Source organism: Actinoplanes sp. NPDC051859, assembly GCF_044452725.1.
In the GTDB taxonomy this organism is placed as follows: Bacteria; Actinomycetota; Actinomycetes; order Mycobacteriales; family Micromonosporaceae; genus Actinoplanes.
The window spans coordinates 26,348-42,853 of record NZ_JBITBX010000020.1 but is presented as its reverse complement, the minus strand read 5'-3'; the positions used below and the strand labels follow the sequence as shown (position 1 = coordinate 42,853).

Annotated in this window: 17 protein-coding genes; 6 read left to right on the top strand and 11 right to left on the bottom strand. The window is 69.2% G+C overall.

The genetic code is table 11. The annotated features are described in order from the left end of the window. Nucleotides 1-43 precede the first annotated feature (43 nt). Nucleotides 44-1,006: a hypothetical protein gene (locus ACIA1L_RS31275; RefSeq protein WP_396076638.1), complete on the top strand. Its 963-nt coding sequence runs from the start codon at nucleotides 44-46 to the stop codon at nucleotides 1,004-1,006. Between the two features lie 15 nt (nucleotides 1,007-1,021). On the opposite strand, the gene ACIA1L_RS31270 is transcribed toward ACIA1L_RS31275, so the two are convergent. The 4 genes from ACIA1L_RS31270 to ACIA1L_RS31255 form a co-directional block, all read right to left on the bottom strand. Further along, nucleotides 1,022-1,972 (bottom strand): DUF808 domain-containing protein, encoded by a 951-nt coding sequence (locus ACIA1L_RS31270; protein WP_396076637.1) that lies wholly within the window; start codon nucleotides 1,970-1,972, stop codon nucleotides 1,022-1,024. A gap of 147 nt (nucleotides 1,973-2,119) precedes the next feature. Continuing rightward, nucleotides 2,120-2,500 carry a DUF3618 domain-containing protein gene (locus ACIA1L_RS31265; protein WP_396076636.1) on the bottom strand — a complete coding sequence of 127 codons (381 nt, stop codon included), beginning with the start codon at nucleotides 2,498-2,500 and terminating at the stop codon, nucleotides 2,120-2,122. A gap of 52 nt (nucleotides 2,501-2,552) precedes the next feature. Beyond that, complete coding sequence (locus tag ACIA1L_RS31260) at nucleotides 2,553-4,013, bottom strand: diguanylate cyclase domain-containing protein (RefSeq protein WP_396076635.1); 1,461 nt, start codon at nucleotides 4,011-4,013, stop codon at nucleotides 2,553-2,555. A gap of 64 nt (nucleotides 4,014-4,077) precedes the next feature. Further along, the gene (locus tag ACIA1L_RS31255) at nucleotides 4,078-4,485 is read right to left on the bottom strand and encodes a VOC family protein (protein ID WP_396076633.1); all 408 of its coding nucleotides are present in this window, start codon (nucleotides 4,483-4,485) and stop codon (nucleotides 4,078-4,080) included. 136 nt (nucleotides 4,486-4,621) lie between these two features. Here ACIA1L_RS31255 and ACIA1L_RS31250 point away from each other — a divergent pair, with 136 nt between their 5' ends. From ACIA1L_RS31250 to ACIA1L_RS31240, 3 genes are read left to right on the top strand one after another with little or no spacing between them, the layout of a single operon-like run. After that, nucleotides 4,622-6,655 (top strand): FAD-dependent oxidoreductase, encoded by a 2,034-nt coding sequence (locus ACIA1L_RS31250; RefSeq protein WP_396076632.1) that lies wholly within the window; start codon nucleotides 4,622-4,624, stop codon nucleotides 6,653-6,655. Nucleotides 6,656-6,666: 11 nt separating this feature from the next. Further along, nucleotides 6,667-7,464: a crotonase/enoyl-CoA hydratase family protein gene (locus ACIA1L_RS31245; RefSeq protein ID WP_396076631.1), complete on the top strand. Its 798-nt coding sequence runs from the start codon at nucleotides 6,667-6,669 to the stop codon at nucleotides 7,462-7,464. Between the two features lie 36 nt (nucleotides 7,465-7,500). Beyond that, nucleotides 7,501-8,106: a PadR family transcriptional regulator gene (locus ACIA1L_RS31240; RefSeq protein WP_396076630.1), complete on the top strand. Its 606-nt coding sequence runs from the start codon at nucleotides 7,501-7,503 to the stop codon at nucleotides 8,104-8,106. Here the strand turns inward: ACIA1L_RS31240 and ACIA1L_RS31235 are convergent. From ACIA1L_RS31235 to rfbB, 6 genes are all read right to left on the bottom strand, one after another. Next, on the bottom strand, nucleotides 8,046-8,309 hold the full coding sequence (locus tag ACIA1L_RS31235) for a hypothetical protein (RefSeq protein WP_396076629.1): 264 nt from the start codon (nucleotides 8,307-8,309) through the stop codon (nucleotides 8,046-8,048). The two genes, ACIA1L_RS31240 and ACIA1L_RS31235, sit on opposite strands and share 61 nt — an antisense overlap. A gap of 56 nt (nucleotides 8,310-8,365) precedes the next feature. Continuing rightward, complete coding sequence (locus ACIA1L_RS31230; RefSeq protein ID WP_396076628.1) at nucleotides 8,366-9,751, bottom strand: M36 family metallopeptidase; 1,386 nt, start codon at nucleotides 9,749-9,751, stop codon at nucleotides 8,366-8,368. 94 nt (nucleotides 9,752-9,845) lie between these two features. After that, on the bottom strand, nucleotides 9,846-10,514 hold the full coding sequence (locus tag ACIA1L_RS31225) for a response regulator transcription factor (protein ID WP_396076627.1): 669 nt from the start codon (nucleotides 10,512-10,514) through the stop codon (nucleotides 9,846-9,848). A gap of 99 nt (nucleotides 10,515-10,613) precedes the next feature. After that, entirely contained in the window at nucleotides 10,614-11,780 is a 1,167-nt protein-coding gene (gene mltG / locus ACIA1L_RS31220; protein ID WP_396076626.1) for an endolytic transglycosylase MltG, read from the bottom strand. A gap of 268 nt (nucleotides 11,781-12,048) precedes the next feature. Continuing rightward, nucleotides 12,049-12,900, bottom strand: coding sequence for a dTDP-4-dehydrorhamnose reductase (rfbD, locus tag ACIA1L_RS31215; RefSeq protein ID WP_396076625.1), 852 nt, complete (start codon nucleotides 12,898-12,900; stop codon nucleotides 12,049-12,051). Next, entirely contained in the window at nucleotides 12,900-13,877 is a 978-nt protein-coding gene (rfbB, locus tag ACIA1L_RS31210) for a dTDP-glucose 4,6-dehydratase (RefSeq protein WP_396076624.1), read from the bottom strand. The genes rfbD and rfbB overlap by 1 nt, the downstream gene beginning before the upstream one ends. A gap of 45 nt (nucleotides 13,878-13,922) precedes the next feature. Between rfbB and rfbA the strand changes: the two genes are divergently transcribed. Continuing rightward, complete coding sequence (gene rfbA / locus ACIA1L_RS31205) at nucleotides 13,923-14,807, top strand: glucose-1-phosphate thymidylyltransferase RfbA (protein WP_396076623.1); 885 nt, start codon at nucleotides 13,923-13,925, stop codon at nucleotides 14,805-14,807. Beyond that, complete coding sequence (locus tag ACIA1L_RS31200) at nucleotides 14,804-15,421, top strand: dTDP-4-dehydrorhamnose 3,5-epimerase family protein (RefSeq protein WP_396076622.1); 618 nt, start codon at nucleotides 14,804-14,806, stop codon at nucleotides 15,419-15,421. The genes rfbA and ACIA1L_RS31200 overlap by 4 nt, the downstream gene beginning before the upstream one ends. Here ACIA1L_RS31200 and wecB read toward each other — a convergent pair. Continuing rightward, on the bottom strand, nucleotides 15,380-16,504 hold the full coding sequence (gene wecB / locus ACIA1L_RS31195) for a non-hydrolyzing UDP-N-acetylglucosamine 2-epimerase (RefSeq protein WP_396076620.1): 1,125 nt from the start codon (nucleotides 16,502-16,504) through the stop codon (nucleotides 15,380-15,382). The genes ACIA1L_RS31200 and wecB overlap by 42 nt on opposite strands. Between the last annotated feature and the right edge of the window lie 2 nt (nucleotides 16,505-16,506).

The following is a 16,506-nucleotide window of genomic DNA, read 5'->3' as shown; positions in this document are numbered from 1 at the left end:
TACCCCGAAAGTGGTGAGCACTTCCGACAAGTACGTTGGGCGCATGTCGGTGAGTACGTGGGCTGCTGAGACGGCCGGTTCGGGGCTCGGCACGGACAAAATGCTGCTGGCGGCGGTCAGTGCGACCCTCGGGTTCGCCAGCAGCTTCGCGATCGAGCAGGTCAAGTCGCGGAAGGCACCGCGCAAGGAACTGTCCTGGAGCCGGACGATCGAAGAGCCGAAGCTGAAGTACGGCGCCCAGCAGGTCGACCAGCTCCAGATCAGCTTCGACGGCGCCCGGGTGGAACGGCCGGTGATCATCCGATGCACGGTCACGAATTCGGGGAACGAGACCGTCAAGGGGCAGGTCATCCGGTTTCCCCGGGTGGACGGCGCACAGATTCTGGAATACGGGATCGACCCTGTGCCGAAGCGGGAGATGGGTGTCATTCCGCTCCATGACGACTTCGACGGGGATGTGCAGTTCCGGATTGGTCACCTCGAACCCAAGGAGCGGGTCGCCTTCTATCTGATTGCAGACGGCGGCAGATGGGGTAACGCGGAGGTGGTGCTTCACAACCCGGACGGGGGCGTGAAGATCCGGCGGGAGGACGGCGCGCAGGCGCGGGACGAGAAAGCCCACGTCATCAAGTTCTTCTTCGGGATTGTCAGCCTGCTCGTGACCACCATGCTCATCGCGCTCGCTGCGTTGTGCATGTGGTTGCTCAGCAAGTTCTCGCTGAGCGAGGTGGGGTTCGTGGTGAGCGTCGCCGGGCTGACGGTGCTGTTTGTGGCGGTGGGCGTTGGTCTGCTCCGCACCACAAAGCCCGCCTTCCGTGCCATCGTGGCCTGGTCGGCGTCGACACCGCAGTCCGGTGGCACCTACATCAACGGGCAGGGCGCGTTCATCGCGGACGGCGGCGCGAGCGTGCAGATCCATCACGCCGCCGAACGGCATCTCGACCGGGACACTGACGAGGACACGGTGGACATCCCGGCTCGCCAACGCCACTACGACATCCTGTGACCCCCGTCCGGCGGGTCAGGCAGTCTCTGAGGTCGCCTCGGGCTCGGGGGTGTGCTTGCGGCGGTGCAGGGTGAAGGTCAGGATGAGGACGACCAGCGCGCCGACGATGAGGCCGAGGATGGCGCTGGCCGTGGTGTTGACCAGCCAGCCGATGAGGCCGCCGAGGGCTCCTGTGGCGTCGTGGGCGGCTTCCTCCAGGTGGTGCACGGCGTCGTAGAGGAGGTGCAGGCCGAGCTCGTCGGTGCCGACGAGGAGGATGTGGCCGCCCACCCACAGCATCGCCGCGGTGCCGACGACGGTGAGCACGGTGAGGATCTTCGGCATCGCGCGGACCATGCCTCGGCCGAAGGTGGCGATGGCGCCGGGCCGCTGGGCCAGGCGCAGGCCAGCGTCGTCCATCCGCACGATGAGGGCGACCGCGCCGTAGACGAGGACGGTCATGACCAGGGCGACGACCGACAGGATGGCGAGGCGGGACCAGAACGCCTCGTCGATCACCTCGTTGAGGGTGATCACCATGATCTCCGCCGAGAGGATCAGGTCGGTGCGGACGGCGCCTGCGACCAGCGTTTTCTCGTCCTGGACCTGCTCCTCGCCGCCGTGGTCGTGGTGCGCGATCTTGGCCCAGACCTTCTCGGCGCCCTCGAAGCACAGGTAGGCGCCGCCGAGCATGAGGATCGGGGTGAGCAGCCACGGGACGAACTGGCTGAGCAGCAGGATCGCGGGGAGGATGATCAGGAACTTGTTGCGCAGGGAGCCGAAGGCGATGCGCTTGATAATCGGAAGCTCGCGTTCAGCGGCCAGGTTCCGCACGTACTGCGGGGTGACGGCGGCGTCGTCGATGACGACGCCCGCGGCCTTGGCGCCGGCCTTGGCGGCAGCCGCCCCGATGTCGTCGACCGACGCCGCGGCGGCGCGTGCCAGTACCGCCACGTCATCTAGCAGGGCTACAAGTCCACCGGCCAAGGGACTGTCCTTCCGAGGTTGAACTATTCCGTGCGCCCCATTCTCGCCCAGATCACTGGCGGAGGTGCACCCGCCCAGCCTTGCCCGGCTGCGGCACGACACGGCGAGGCCCGCTCCGGCTCAGCGAAGCGGGCCTCGACGAAACGGTCAGCGGTGCAGGAAGCCCAGCCAGCGGTTCCGCGCGGCACGGGCCTTCGCCCGGCGGCGGGCGACCAGGAGCACGGCCACTGCACCGGCCGCGCTCAGCGCCGTCGCCGCCGCGGGCAGCGGGCGCTCCTGGACGGCCTGTCGCGCTTGCCGGGCCCGCTGCGGCGCCTCATCGCGTACGCGGGAAACGCCGGAGGCGGTCTTGGCCTTGACGGTCGACAGGGCACCGCTGAAACGGGTCCGGGGTTCGGTCGCGCCGTGCAGCGCGGTGACAGTGCCACCGAGGTTCGCGCGCGAGTTTTCGATCTCCGCGCGAACGTTCTCCGGAGCACCGGGAACGGTGTGCGAGCTCGACATCCGGTCGGTGTGGTTGATCTTCATGACTCCCCCATGCCCACCGGACGCCCGCGTCTAACGTCGGCGCCGGGTGGAGTCACACCTTCGAGTCAGCCGGGCCGTACCGGCAGGCCCGCGACTTGCCTTCGCGCTTCGCCCGGTAGAGGGCCAGGTCGGCGTGGTGCAGCAGTTCGTCCAGGGGCTGTCCGGCGGAGGAGGTCACGGCGATGCCCACGCTGCCGCCGGGACGCAGCGTCGACCCGGCGATCACCGCCGGTTCGCTGAATGCGGCGAGGATGCGACTGGCCGCCTGGTCCGCGTCGGCGACGCTGAGCAGTTCCGGCAGCAGGATGACGAACTCGTCCCCGCCGAGCCGGGCGACGGTGTCCACCTGGCGTACGGCGCGGCGCAGGCGGTGGGCGACCTCGATGAGCAACGCGTCCCCGGCGGCGTGGCCCAGCGTGTCGTTCACCTGCTTGAAGCCGTCCAGGTCGATGAGCACAACCCCGGTGTGCTCGCCAGGTGCCTCGGTGGCGAGCGCTGCCTCGGCCCGTTCGGTGAAGGCGCTGCGGTTGACGAGGCCGGTCAACGAGTCGTGTGCCGCTTGGTAGGCAAGCTGGCTGCGCTGTTCCCGGACGTCACGCAGGAGCCGCTGGTTGACCCGCAGCCCGAGGAACTGGCGGAGCAGGACAAGCACCGCGCTGCCGAGGTGGGCCCACACCAGCACCGCTCCCAGCACGCCGGTGGTGATCTGCACGTACGCTGCCGCGCCCAGCGACAGTGCCACTGGCACGTACGGCAGCGCACCCCACGGCCCGTAGGCCAGTTCGTCGCCGTGGGAGTCGGGGCGGGGCAGCTTGGCGCGGCTGGCGATGGCCAGGATCAGGGTGGCGGCGACGTAGCCAGCGCCGACGCCGGCCTCGTACCACATCCGGTCGTGGGTGCTGTTGTGCAGGCTGAGCACGTTGGCGAAGGTCAGCAGCGCCATGCCGGCGGCGAGCAGGGACACCGCGTTGGCGCCGTCGGCTCGGCTGCGGGACAGCACCACGATCCCGACGGACCCGCTCACGATGACGAGCAGGGGAATGAGCAGAGCCAGCAACGCCCCGTTCGGCGCCTCGGCCACCGCCGCCTGCAGGACGAAGTGCCAGGCCAGGAGGAAGGAGCTGGCCGACACGGCCGCGCCGTCGATGAACCGCCGCAGGCGTGCGCCGGAACCAGACTCCTTCGGGCACAGCAGGAGCAGCGTCACCGGCAGCACGACGATCGCGCCGAAGGCGGCGAAGTCGGGGATGCCCGGCCCGTCCGGCGTGACACCGAGCGCCCAGTACGCGCTGGAGACGGTGTTGCAGATGGCCCACAGCCCGGCGGCTACCGCTGCGCCCACCCAGCCGGCTCGGATCCGGCCGTGCACCGTCCGTACCCGGGTGACGGACCCGATGGTGGCCCAGAGCGCAGCGATCGCGCTGCCACCGGTGAAAACCGCGGCGGCCGCGTGGGCCGGCAGATATCCGGCGGCCACCTGCACCAGCAGGACGAAGGCGACGATCGCCGCCATGCGCCGCACCACGCTTGAGCCACCCCCGGCCGTCCCATCGGTTGCCCGGGGGTGTGACTGAGGGTTACTCGCCGGCCAGCTCCTGGAACAGGGTGATCTGGAGATCTGCGGGAGCTTGCAGGCGGGAGTTGAGCGACTGCCACGGTGTGACGGTGGGCGGGGCGATCTCGGTGGCGCCGGCTGCTGTCGCCTCTCGGGTCCGGGCGGCGGCGTCGTCGACCTCGAAGGCGACCCGGAGCCGCGGCGCGACCTGGCGGCCCACCTCCACCTCGTCGATCATGCGCTTCTGCGCCGGGTTGGCGATCTCCAGCGTGGCGCGCCCGGCGTCGAGGATCATGACCCGGGCAGCGTCCGCGCCCTCGTAGGCCGCCTGTTCGGGCATGCCCAGCACGTCGCGGTAGAACGCCACTGCCGCGTCGTAGTCCTCGGCCTCCACGACCAGGCGCAGCTGGCGTACTCGTTTGTCGGTCATGGGGCGAAGGTACCCAGCCGGTTTTGCTCCAGTCGGCGGGGCGGCCGCCGATGGGTCGCTATGCAACCTGTTGCATAGGTGATTTGTTGTATATGCTGCCGGCAATCAGCGAGCCCGCGGCGAGGAGGCAGACGACGTGAGCGCATACCCCACCCTGTTGAGCCCGTTGGATCTCGGGCACACAGTGCTGCGCAACCGCGTGGTCATGGGCTCGATGCACACCAAGCTCGAAGACCGGGCCCGGGACCTGCCGAAGCTGGCGGCGTTCTTCGCCGAGCGGGCCAAGGGCGGCGTCGGCCTCATGGTCACCGGCGGGTACGCCCCCACTTGGCGGGGCTGGCTCGCCCCGTTCGGCAGCAAGATGACCTCGCCGGGGCAGGCCCGCGCACACCGGGTCGTGACCGATGCCGTGCACGAGCACGACGGCAAGATCCTCCTCCAGATCCTGCACGCCGGCCGGTACGCGTACCACCCGTTCAGCCGGGGCGCGTCGCGGAAGAAGTCGCCGATCACCCCGTTCAAGCCACGGGCCATGAGCACGCGGGAGGTCGACCGGACGGCGACCGCCTTCGCGCGGGCTGCGAGCCTCGCCCAGCAGGCCGGGTACGACGGCGTGGAGATCATGGGCTCGGAGGGGTACCTGATCAATCAGTTCCTCGCCGCCCGGACCAACACCCGTTCCGACAAGTGGGGCGGCAGCGCGGCGAACCGGATGAACTTCCCGCTGGAGATCGTCCGGCGGACCCGGGACCTGGTCGGCAGCGACTTCATCGTGCAGTACCGGATCAGCCTGCTGGACCTGGTCGACGACGCCCAGTCGTGGGAGGAGACCGTCGAGCTGGCCCGCGGGCTGCAGGAGCGCGGCGTGTCGATCTTCAACACCGGCATCGGCTGGCACGAGGCTCGGGTGCCGACGATCGTCACGTCCGTGCCGCCAGCCACCTTCGCCTGGGTCAGCGGCAAGCTGCGCGCCGAGGTGTCGGTGCCGGTGGTCGCCTCCAACCGGATCAACCGGCCGGAAATCGCGGAGCAGGTGCTCGCCGCCGGGAACGCTGACCTGATCTCGATGGCGCGGCCGCTGCTGGCCGACGCGGAGTTCGTCAACAAGGCAGCGACCGGCCGCAGCAAGGAAATCATCACCTGCATCGCCTGCAACCAGGCCTGCCTCGACCACACCTTCAAGAACCAGCGCGCCACCTGCATGCTCAACCCGCGGGCCGGCTATGAGACCGAGCTGGTGCTCAGCCCCACCCGTACGGTGAAAAGGGTCGCGGTGGTCGGTGCGGGACCCGCCGGCTTGTCGGCGGCGGTCGAACTGGCCGGGCGCGGCCACCGGGTCGAGCTTTTCGAGGCCGGCGACCGGATCGGCGGGCAGTTCCGCCTCGCCGCGCGCATCCCCGGCAAGGAAGACTTCGGCTACACCCTCGAGTACTACCAGCACATGATCGAGACTCGCGGGGTGACGCTGCACCTCGGCGTCCGCGCTTGCTCTGCCGAGCTGGCCGGGTTCGACGAGGTCATCCTGGCAACCGGTGTGACGCCGCGGGTGCCGAACATCCCCGGCATGAACCACCCGAAGGTGCTCACCTACGCCGAGGTGATCGGCGAGGGCGCGCGGGTCGGCAACCGGGTGGCGGTGATCGGCGCCGGCGGCATCGGGTTCGACGTCAGCGAGTTCCTGCTGCACGACGCGGGCGAGGCGGCCGAGCACTGGATGCGGCGCTGGGGCGTCACCGACCCGGCGGCGCACCGGGGCGGGTTGACCACCAAGACCACCGCACCGCCGCGCCGCGAGGTCTACCTGCTGCAACGCAAGTCCACTGCGCTCGGCAAGGGACTGGGCAAGACCACCGGCTGGGTGCACCGCGCCACGTTGCAGGACTCGGGCGTGGAAATGCTGCGGGGTGTGGAGTATGTCCGCGTCGACGACGACGGCCTGCACATCACCGTGCCGCAGAACATCAAGGACCCGAAGTCCGCCCGGGTCGCGCGGGTGCTCGACGTGGACACCGTGGTGGTCTGCGCCGGGCAGGACTCGGTGCGCGACCTGGTGGAACCGCTCACCGCGCTGGGCGTGGCCGTACACGTCATCGGCGGCGCGGACGTGGCCGCCGAGCTGGACGCGAAGCGCGCTATCAAGCAGGCGACCGAACTCGCCGCCCGGCTCTGAGGAACAGACTGATGACAAAATTGGTGACGACGCGCGTCGAGGGCACCATCGCGCAGGTGCGGCTGTCCCGGCCGGACAAGCTCAACGCGCTCACCCTGGACACCCTGACCGAGCTGGTCGCGACGGCGAAACGACTGCGCCGCGACCGTACGCTGCGGGCGGTTGTCCTCGCCGGCGACGGCGACTCGTTCTGCTCCGGTCTGGACATCCCGCAGGTGATGAAGACGCCGCGCCGGATCGTCGGCGCCTTCATCCCCGTGCCGTGGCGCGGCACCAACGTCTTTCAGGAAGCCGCGTGGGCGTGGCGACGCATCCCCGTGCCGGTGATCTCCGCGGTGCACGGGCACTGCTACGGCGGCGGCCTGCAGATCGCCTTGGGGGCAGACTTCCGCTTCGCGACGCCGGACTCGAAGTGGTCGGTGTTGGAAGGCAAATGGGGCATCATCCCGGACATGACCGGGGTGCGGACCCTGTCCGAGGTCGTGGGCCTCGACGTCGCCAAGCGACTGACGATGACCGCGGAGCAGCTCTCCGGCACCGAGGCCGCCCGGCTCGGCCTCGTCACCGAAGTGCACGACGACCCGGTAGCCGCGGCCACCGCATTCGCGCAGCGGCTCGCCACCCGCTCCCCCGATGCCGTCGCCGCGGCCAAGCGGCTGCTCGACGGGGCGGTGACCGGTAGCGCCCGGCGAACGTTCGCCCGAGAGCGGCGCGAACAGATCCGCCTGCTCCTGCTGCCCAACACGAAGATCGCCCAGCGCGCCGCGCGCAGCAAGACGGCACCCGACTACCGGCCACGTGCGCGATGATCGGCGCGCCGGCCCCGACCTCGTAATCTAGGTGCCGTGTCGCTTCGCCATGCAGTCCTCGCCGCCCTGATCAACCGTGCGGCGTCGGGCTACGAGCTAGCCAAACAGTTTCACGTCTCGGTCGCGAACTTCTGGACGGCCACCTCGCAGCAGCTCTACCGCGAGCTGGACAAGATGGAGTCGGACGGGCTGCTGTCGGCGCGCGTCGTCGCCCAGGAGAAGCGCCCGGACAAGCGGCTCTACACGCTCACCGAGGCCGGGCAGGCCGCCCTGCACGAGTTCACGAAGCAGGAACCCCGGCCGACCACCGTACGCGACGAGCTGCTGGTCCAGGTCGAGGCGCTGACCCTGGCGGACGTGCCCAGCATTCGCGCCGCGATCGAATCGCGGATCGAGTCCAGCAGCCGCCGCCTGGAGAGTTATGAGCAGCGGCTGTCGGACATTCTCGGCAGCCGCGACGACGCGGAGTTCGTGGCGACGGGTAAGCGCATCGGGCCGTACCTGACGTTGCAGCGCGGGATCAGCTTCGAGCGGGAGAACATCGCCTGGGGCCGCCTCGCCCTCGACGTCCTGGACCGGCGCTACCGCAGTGCGGACAGTTCGGCGAGCAATACGGCGCGGGAGCAGCAGACCTCGTCCTGAAGGAACGACACCGTGACGTGGTCGGCCAGCACGTCCAGGCCGAACTCGTCCCACCCGGCGGTGCTGCTCGTCCCCGCCAGGATGGCGATCATCGTGCTGAGGTGGTGGCGCGGCGAGCCCTGGTGCGTCAAGCCTTCGGCGATGAGCGGCCACGCGCGGGCGACCTCAGGATCGGCCGGTCGCCGGGAGCGGAGGAGAGTCATGATGCGCTGATCCTCATCCGACATCGACGACCGGCCTTTCCTGCGGAAGCACGAGATCAGGAAAGTATGCCCCGAGTGACGAAGGCGGCGCGGGTCTGGGCCGCGGCCCGCCGACCGTAGAGGACGCTGGCGGCGCTGACCGTGGCCTCGGCAGCCTGCGGCATGGTGACGTCCGGAGTGAACCGGAACTGGGCCTCGAGGATGACCCGGTTGGCCCGGTACCGGCCCAGGGCCTTGTTCACGTCCCACAGCGCGTGCGACCAGATCTCGCCGTCGGCGTGCACCTGGTTGACGAGGTCACCGGGGTAGAGCTTCGCCGTGTCGGTGCGGCGCAGGCAGTGCGGCTCGTCGTCGGTGTACGAGGTCGCATCCCAGTCCATCACGCACGCCAACGGCGTCACCGTCGTGTCCGGGCTGGTCGCCTGGGACATCGTCACGGCCCAGTAGTCGCCGAAGCCCTCGCCGATCGCGCCCGCCTCGACCGTGCTGCCGAAGCCCGGCACCTGGTCGTCCTGGATCGCGTGGCCGTACTCGTGCCAGATCACCTCGTTGTCCTCGGCGTCGTCCACGCCGCCGGTGCCCATGGTGATGGCGTCCGCCGACGGGTCGTAGTACGAGTTGTCGGCGGTCAGGCCGGTCGTCCGGAAGTCCTGCGGCTCGTTGTTGACGTCCACGAACCCGATCCGGTGGATGTACTCCTGGGTCTGCGTCATGGCGTGGTAGGTGTTCACCTGCTCGAAGCCGGGGTTCGAGCGCGGGTAAACGTACGTACGGTCGGCGGAGGTGACGGCCGGGTCGCTGAAGTTGTTGGCGTACGCGCCCTGCAGCGTGTCCTTACCCTCGTCGAGGTGCTTCAGCGTGACCTTGCGGTAGGCCGCCTGCAGCTCGGGGTAGTCGGCGTCGTCGGCGTCGGCGAGCTTCTCGTTCTGCAGGGCGACGATCGGGTTCGGGTCGAAGACCTGCCCGGTGCCGTCTGCCTCCTGGGCCGTGTTCTCCTCGCGCAGCACGGTGCCGCTGCCCGCATCGACGAGCGATCGGATGGTGCCGCGTGCGGTCGGGGTCAGCGTCTGCCAGGCCAGCTTGGCGGTCGCGCCCGGGACGATGACGAGCTCGGAGCGGGCGGGCGCGGCGCCGAGCCGACCGGCCACAGCGGAGCGGGCCCGCTGCTCGGTGAAGCGCGCGGCGGTGCCGGACAGACCGGTGATCGCCTTACGTCCGTCGGCGGTGCTCACGGCGCCGTCGGTGCTCCGATGGATCGCGTAGTAGCCGCCGAACACCGGAATTCCCTGGTGTGTCTGCTGGAACCAGGTGTGGGTGCCGGTCAGTGACTGGCGGACCTGGAGCTGCCGCAGGTCACCGGGCGCGGCGGTGGCCGGTCCGGCCAGCGTCACCGTCAGGCCGGTGATGAGGATGGAGGCGAGCACGAGCGGTGTCTTTTTCAACGCTTCTCCCACTTGTCGCGCGTAGATCCATCGATGCTAATCAGTTTGTATTGTCATCGATAGATGCCACCGCGGGAGATATCAGCCGCGCCGCTCAGGCACCCACGGCGGCCAACCGGAAGCCCACCCCCCGCTGGGTGGTGATGAGGGACGGCGCACCGAGTCGGCGGCGCAGCCGCGCCATCACCGCGTCGACCACGTTCGACTCCGGCTCCGCCATCTCGTCCCAACAGGACTCGATCAGGTCCGCGCGGCCGACCACCTCGCCGGTACGGGCAGCGAGCAGCTCCAACACGCAAAACTCCTTCGCCGACAGCGTGAGCGGCTGCCCCGCGCGGAATACCCGCCGGCCGGCCAGGTCGATCGAGAGGTCATCGACGTCGATCGTGGGTGGCCGGGGCGACTCGCCGCGCCGGCACAGCGCGCGGACCCGCGCGGCCAATTCGACCACGGCGAACGGCTTGGCGAGGCAGTCGTCGGCGCCCTGCTCGAAACCCTCGATCCGATCGACGACCCGATTGTGCGGGGTGGTGACCAGAACTGGCGTCCGCATGCCGGCGCGCCGCCGCTGGGCCACCAACCGCACCCCGTCGCCGTCGGGCAGGCTGCGGTCGACCACCAGGCAGTCGTAGCGATTGACGTCGGCCTTCAGGTCGCCGTCTGCCAGATTGACCGACCAGTCGACAGCGAAGCCAGCCCGCCGCAGCCCGGCGCAGACCGCGCCGCCCAGTTGAACATCGTCCTCGATCACCAGAACTCGCACGGCGCTCACGGTAAAAGGCCGGCAACAGAGCCAATAGGCCCAGATAAATTTCCTAAAACGGTCAATTGTCCGGGCCGGCGGGACGGCTGGGCAGCATCCTCAGCGGCAGACCGGAATACCGTTCGCGCAAGCCTTGTCGCGGTTGGCGTTGTGCTCGGCGTCAGTGACGGCGAACGCCGATTTCCCGGTCTTGTCGACGGCGGTGAAGAAGATGTACTCGCCGGTGGCCGGTTGCTGGGCACTCTCCAGCGCGGCCTTGCCCGGATTGTTGATCGGACCGAGCGGAAGGCCCACCTTCAACGTCGTGGTGTACGGGTTCTTCGGATCCTCGAGCTCGGCCGTCGTCATGGCACCGGAGTGCTTCTTGCCCTTGTTCTGCAACTCGAACCAGTAGTTCGTCGTGACGTCGAACTGCAACGGCATCAACTTCTTGTACGCCCGGTTGTAGGCGACCCGGGAAATCTTCGGCAGATCCTCGGCGATGCCGGCCTCCGCCTGCGACAACGATGCCACGATCAGCGCCTCGTACGGCGACACCGACAGCTTCTTCTCCACCGTCTTGATGAAGTCCAGCTCGGTGACCACCTTGTTGAACTCGGCCACCATCAACGACAGCACCTCCTTGGCGGAGGCTTTCGGCGGGAACTCGTAGGTGGACGGGAACAGGAACCCTTCCACGGTCCCGGCTGCCTTCTTGTCGTCGCGGCGGGTGAACCAGAAGTCCGCGACACCCAGCGCAGCGGGATCCTTGGCCGCCGCCTCGAACTCCTCGACGGGGCGGCCGGTTTCCTTCGCCAGCAAGGCGTAGATCTCCATCGTCGTCTTACCCTCGGGGATGGTGAGCCCCGCGGTGATCCGCGTCTTGGGATCCAGCAGCATGGTTACGGCGTCCTTGGCCGACATCTGCGAGCGCAAGCTGTATGTGCCGGGCTGGATGCCCTTGCCCTTCGGGTTCGCTTCGGCGGCCTCGACGAAGGCGGCGGTGCTCTTCACCACGTCTTTCTCGGTCAGTGTGTCGCCGATGGCGGTCAATGAACCCGCCTTGAGGGAGACTTCCACCTTGCCGGTGCCCGCTCCGTCGTAGTCGGCCGCGGTAAAAAAGCCTCGGACCTTCTCGAAGCCGACATAGCCCCCCAGGCCCAGCCCGCCGAGAAGCACGAAGACCAGCACGAAGGCGATGGTGGACTTGCCGGACCCGGCCCGCCGATGGCGAGGCTTGCCGCGTTCAGGTGCTCCCTCGAACGCCCGATCCAGCTCGTCGATCATCAGATTCCGCCTCCGCTGTCCGTCCCGGCGGGTCCGGTGCTGACCCCCGCCCGTTCCAGACGGGAAGCATACGCACGAATGTCAACAGCGACCATTCATCGCGTTTACGCAGGTCAGAGTCTATTTCGGTAAACAACTTTCCGCGTCGGCGAGCTGACTCAGCGCAAGCGTGCGCGGGCTCGCGCGAGCGGCGAGCGACGAGCGGCGAGCGACGAGCGACGAGCGACGAGCGACGGTGCACCACACGCTGCCATCCACCCGTCGCCCTTCAGCGGGGTCGAAGGAGGCCGGGCATGGCATCGGCGAGCATCGTGCGCCAGTCGGGCAGGGGCGTGACGCCGGTTCCGGCCCAGCGATCCTGGCCGAGCACGCTGTAGGCAGGTCGGGAAGCCGGACGGGGAAACTGGTCGCTGGTGGTGGGGCGGACCCGGTCCGGGTCGTGGCCGGCCAGCACGAACACCGCCCGGGCCAGGCCGTGCCAGGTGGTCGAGCCGGCGGCCGTGCCGTGGTAGGCGCCCGGGGCAGCGCGCCCGGCGGTGGCCGCGGTCGCCAGCGCGAGGAGCTGACCGGCGAGGGCGTACGACGAGGTGGGTGGCCCTTGCTGGTCAGTGACGACGGCGATGGTGTCACGAACGGCTGCGAGCCGCAGCATCGTCCGCACAAAGTTGGGGCCGTGTTCGCCGTAGAGCCAGGCGGTCCGCACGACGTACCCACCGGCGGCGAGGACAGCCTGCTCCCCGAGTGCTTTGCCGCGGCCATAGGCGTTGATGGGCGCTGGAACCGTGTCTTCGGGATAGGGAACCGTGGCACGGCCGTCGAAGACGTAGTCGGTGGATAGGTGAATCAGGCGGCTGCCGGCGACCGCGGCGAGGTTCGCGACGGCGTGACCGTTGATCTCGGTAGCCTGCTGTTCGGCGGCTTCTGCGCCGTCCACGTCGGTCCAGGCGGCGGTGTTCACCACGATGTCGGCACCGGTGACGGCGTCGCGGACCGCTGCGGGGTCGGTGATGTCGAGGTCGGCACGGGTTGCCGCCAGCACGTCGCGCTCGCCCGCTGCGGCCAGGACGGTGCCGAGGTCGCGGCCGAGCATGCCGCCGGCACCGGTGATCAGCCAGCGCATCAGGCGACGTCGCGGTTCAGGAGCGGTTCCCACCAGGCGCGGTTGTCGCGGTACCAGGCGACAGTGGCGGCGAGTCCTTCCGGCAGGCTGATGCGGGGTGCGTACCCGAGCTCTTCGCTGATTTTGGTGATGTCCAGCGAGTAGCGGCGGTCGTGTCCCTTGCGGTCGGCCACCGGGCGGACCATGTCCCAGCCCGCGCCGCAGGCGTCCAGCAACAGTCCGGTGAGTTCCTTGTTGGTCAGCTCGGTGCCGCCGCCGATGTGATAGACCTCGCCGGCCCGGCCCTTCTCGAGGACCAGCTGGATGCCGCGGCAGTGGTCGGCGACGTGCAACCAGTCGCGGATGTTGCCGCCGTCGCCGTAGAGCGGCACCGGCCTGCCGTCGAGCAGGTTGGTGACGAACAGCGGGATGACCTTCTCCGGGAACTGATGCGGACCGTAGTTGTTGGAACAGCGGGTCACGACCACATCCATGCCATGCGTACGGTGCGCAGCCAGCGCCAGCAGGTCGGAGCCGGCCTTGGAGGCGGCGTACGGCGAATTGGGCGCGAGCGGCCAGGTCTCGGTCCATGAGCCGTGGTCGATCGAGCCGTACACCTCGTCGGTGGACACGTGCACGAACCGGCCGACCCGGGCAGCCCGTGCCTCGTCGAGCAGCGTCTGGGTGCCCAGCACGTTCGTGGTGACGAACGGCAGCGCGCCGGTGATCGAGCGATCCACATGGGACTCAGCGGCGAAATGGACCACGACGTCGTGGCCGGGCAGCAGTTCGCGCAGCAGCGCGGAATCGGCGATGTCGCCTTGTACGAAGTGGAGCCGCGAGTCCGTGAGGGGAAGGTTGGCGCGATTCCCGGAATAGGACAACAGGTCCAGAACAGTCACGGTGGCACCGGCGCCACCTGCGTATTCATCCTGGAGTATGGCCCGAACATAGGCCGAACCGATGAAACCGGCGCCGCCGGTGACAAAAATCCGCACAGTTGGCGAGTGTAGTCCTCCCGCCGTTCTGATTAGTCTTCCGTCGTGCGTGGAATTTTACTCGCCGGTGGCACCGGCTCGCGGCTGTGGCCGATCACGATGGCGATGTCGAAACAGTTGATGCCCATCTTCGACAAACCGATGGTGTACTACCCGTTGACCACCCTGGTTTCGGCCGGCATCCGGGAAGTCCTGGTCATCACGACACCCGAGGACCAACCGCATTTCCAACGGTTGCTCGGCGACGGCAGCCGCTTCGGCCTGACCTTGTCGTACGCGGAACAGCCGCGGCCGGAAGGCATCGCCCAGGCGTTCCGGATCGGCGCGGACTTCATCGGCGATCAGCCGGTCGCCCTCATCCTCGGCGACAATATCTTCCACGGCGTCGGCCTCGGCCGACAGCTCGCCCGGTTCGGCGACCCGGACGGTGGTCGGGTGTTCGCCTATCCCGTCGCGGATCCGCAGCGCTACGGCGTGGTCGAGTTCGACGACAGCGGGCGGGTGCTGTCCATCGAGGAAAAGCCGGAGCGACCGAAGTCCACGTACGTCGTGCCGGGCCTGTACTTCTACGACGCCGACGTGGTGCGGATCGCGGAGAAGCTGGAGCCCAGCGCCCGTGGCGAGCTCGAGATCACCGCGGTGAACGAGGAGTACCTGCGGCAGGGCCGCCTCACCGTCACCGTCCTGGACCGGGGCACGGTGTGGCTGGACACCGGCACCTTCCAGTCGATGGTGCAGGCGTCCGAGTACGTCCGGGTCATCGAGGAACGGCAGGGCCTGAAGATCGGCTGCGTCGAGGAAGCGGCCTGGCGGCTGGGATTCATCTCCGACGAACAGCTGCGCGAGCTGTCCGAGCCGCTGCTGAAAAGCGGGTACGGCACCTATCTCGGGCGACTGCTGGACTCCGGTCGGTTCGGCGGTGCCCGATGAAGATCCGCTCCCTGAGCATCGAAGGCGCGTACGAGGTCACGCCGCAGCTGCACCGCGACAGCCGCGGGACGTTCCTGGAGTGGTACAGATTCGACGCGTTGGCCGCCACCGTGGGCCACGCGTTGGATCTCGCCCAGGCCAACATCTCGACGTCGGCCCGGCACGTCGTTCGGGGCGTCCATTTCGCTGACGTCCCGCCGGGGCAGGCCAAATACATCACCTGTGTCTCGGGGTCGGTGCTGGATGTGGTGGTGGACATCCGGGTCGGCTCGCCGACGTACGGCGCCTGGGAGGCGGTGCCGCTCGACGACGAGGACCGGCGGGCGGTCTATCTCGCCGAGGGGCTGGGCCACGGGTTCTGCGCGCTGACCGAGAACGCGACCGTGGCGTACCTGTGCTCGTCCACCTACCGTCCCGGGCATGAGCACGGCATCCACCCGCTCGATCCGGAGCTGGGTATCCGGTGGCCGGCCGCCGCGCTGGAGCTGTCCGCCAAGGATGAGGCCGCGCCGACGCTGGCGCAGGCCCGTGCCGCGGGCCTGCTCCCCCGCTACGACGCGTGTGTGGAGCATTCAGGCGGTGGTCATCGTGCCGCGGGCGTCGGTCGGGCGTAACCGGGTCGACGCCCCCAGGTAGGCCAGCAGGGCGTCCGCGATGCGGGCGCCCGCGTGGCCGTCCCAGAGCGCCGGTGACCGCTTGGCCGGCGGGTCGGCGAGGACCCGGGCGGCGGTCGCGACGATGCGTTCCGGGTCACGCCCGACGAGGATGTTGGTGCCCTCGGTGAGGGTGATCGGCCGCTCGGTCGAGTCGCGCAGCGTGAGACACGGGACGCCGAGGGCCGTCGTCTCCTCCTGAATTCCGCCCGAGTCGGTGAGGACGAGCCGGGCGGACGCTTGCAAGGCGATGAAGTCGAGATATCCGGCGGGCGGCACCAGACGCAATCCATCGGGTACGCCCACCTGAGCGAGCTGCGCCGCGGTGCGCGGATGGACCGGTAGCACGACTGGAAGCTGCCGCGCTACCTCGCCGAGCGCGCGTACCAGGCCGGCGAGCATGTCCGTGTCGTCCACGTTGGCGGGCCGGTGCAGCGTGGCGAGGGCGTACTCGCCGGCAGCGAGGCCGTTCCGGTGCAGCGCGTCGGAGGCCAGCGCCCGGCCAAGGTTGGCATACAGCGTGTCGATCATGACGTTGCCGACCAGGTGGATCTGGTCGGCGTGGTATCCCTCGGCCCGCAGGTTCGCGGCGCCGTCCGGCGACGGGGCGAACAGCAGGTCGCTGAGCCGGTCGGTGACGACCCGATTGACTTCCTCGGGCATGTCCCAGTCGCGGCTGCGCAGCCCGGCCTCGACGTGGCCGACCGGCACCCCGGCCTTGGCGGCGACCAGGGCACAGGCCAGCGTCGAGGTGACGTCCCCGACCACGACGACCGCGGCCGGGGCGAGCTCGGCGAGGACGGGCTCGAACGCGGTCAGCACCCGGGCGGTCTGCTCCGCGTGCGTGCCGGACCCGGTGCCGAGATGCCGGTCGGGCGGACGCAGGCCCAGGTCGCTGAAGAACACGTCGTTCATCGCAGCGTCGTAGTGCTGGCCGGTGTGGACCAGCACCACCTCCGCGCCGCGGGACTCCAGCGCGTCCATGACCGGCTTGACCTTCATGAAGTTGGGCCGGGCGCCGGCCACGCAGACGATCCGGGGCACGC

Excerpts from the sequence above, each read along its gene's own strand:
- ACIA1L_RS31245 (WP_396076631.1), top strand. The coding sequence starts at position 6,667 with ATGACAAAATTGGTGACGACGCGCGTCGAGGGCACCATCGCGCAGGTG.
- ACIA1L_RS31235 (WP_396076629.1), bottom strand. The coding sequence starts at position 8,309 with ATGACTCTCCTCCGCTCCCGGCGACCGGCCGATCCTGAGGTCGCCCGC.
- ACIA1L_RS31255 (WP_396076633.1), bottom strand. The coding sequence starts at position 4,485 with ATGACCGACAAACGAGTACGCCAGCTGCGCCTGGTCGTGGAGGCCGAG.
- mltG (WP_396076626.1), bottom strand. The coding sequence starts at position 11,780 with ATGATCGACGAGCTGGATCGGGCGTTCGAGGGAGCACCTGAACGCGGC.
- ACIA1L_RS31275 (WP_396076638.1), top strand. The coding sequence starts at position 44 with ATGTCGGTGAGTACGTGGGCTGCTGAGACGGCCGGTTCGGGGCTCGGC.
- ACIA1L_RS31200 (WP_396076622.1), top strand. The coding sequence starts at position 14,804 with ATGAAGATCCGCTCCCTGAGCATCGAAGGCGCGTACGAGGTCACGCCG.
- ACIA1L_RS31265 (WP_396076636.1), bottom strand. The coding sequence starts at position 2,500 with ATGAAGATCAACCACACCGACCGGATGTCGAGCTCGCACACCGTTCCC.
- rfbD (WP_396076625.1), bottom strand. The coding sequence starts at position 12,900 with ATGCGCTGGCTGATCACCGGTGCCGGCGGCATGCTCGGCCGCGACCTC.
- ACIA1L_RS31260 (WP_396076635.1), bottom strand. The coding sequence starts at position 4,013 with ATGGCGGCGATCGTCGCCTTCGTCCTGCTGGTGCAGGTGGCCGCCGGA.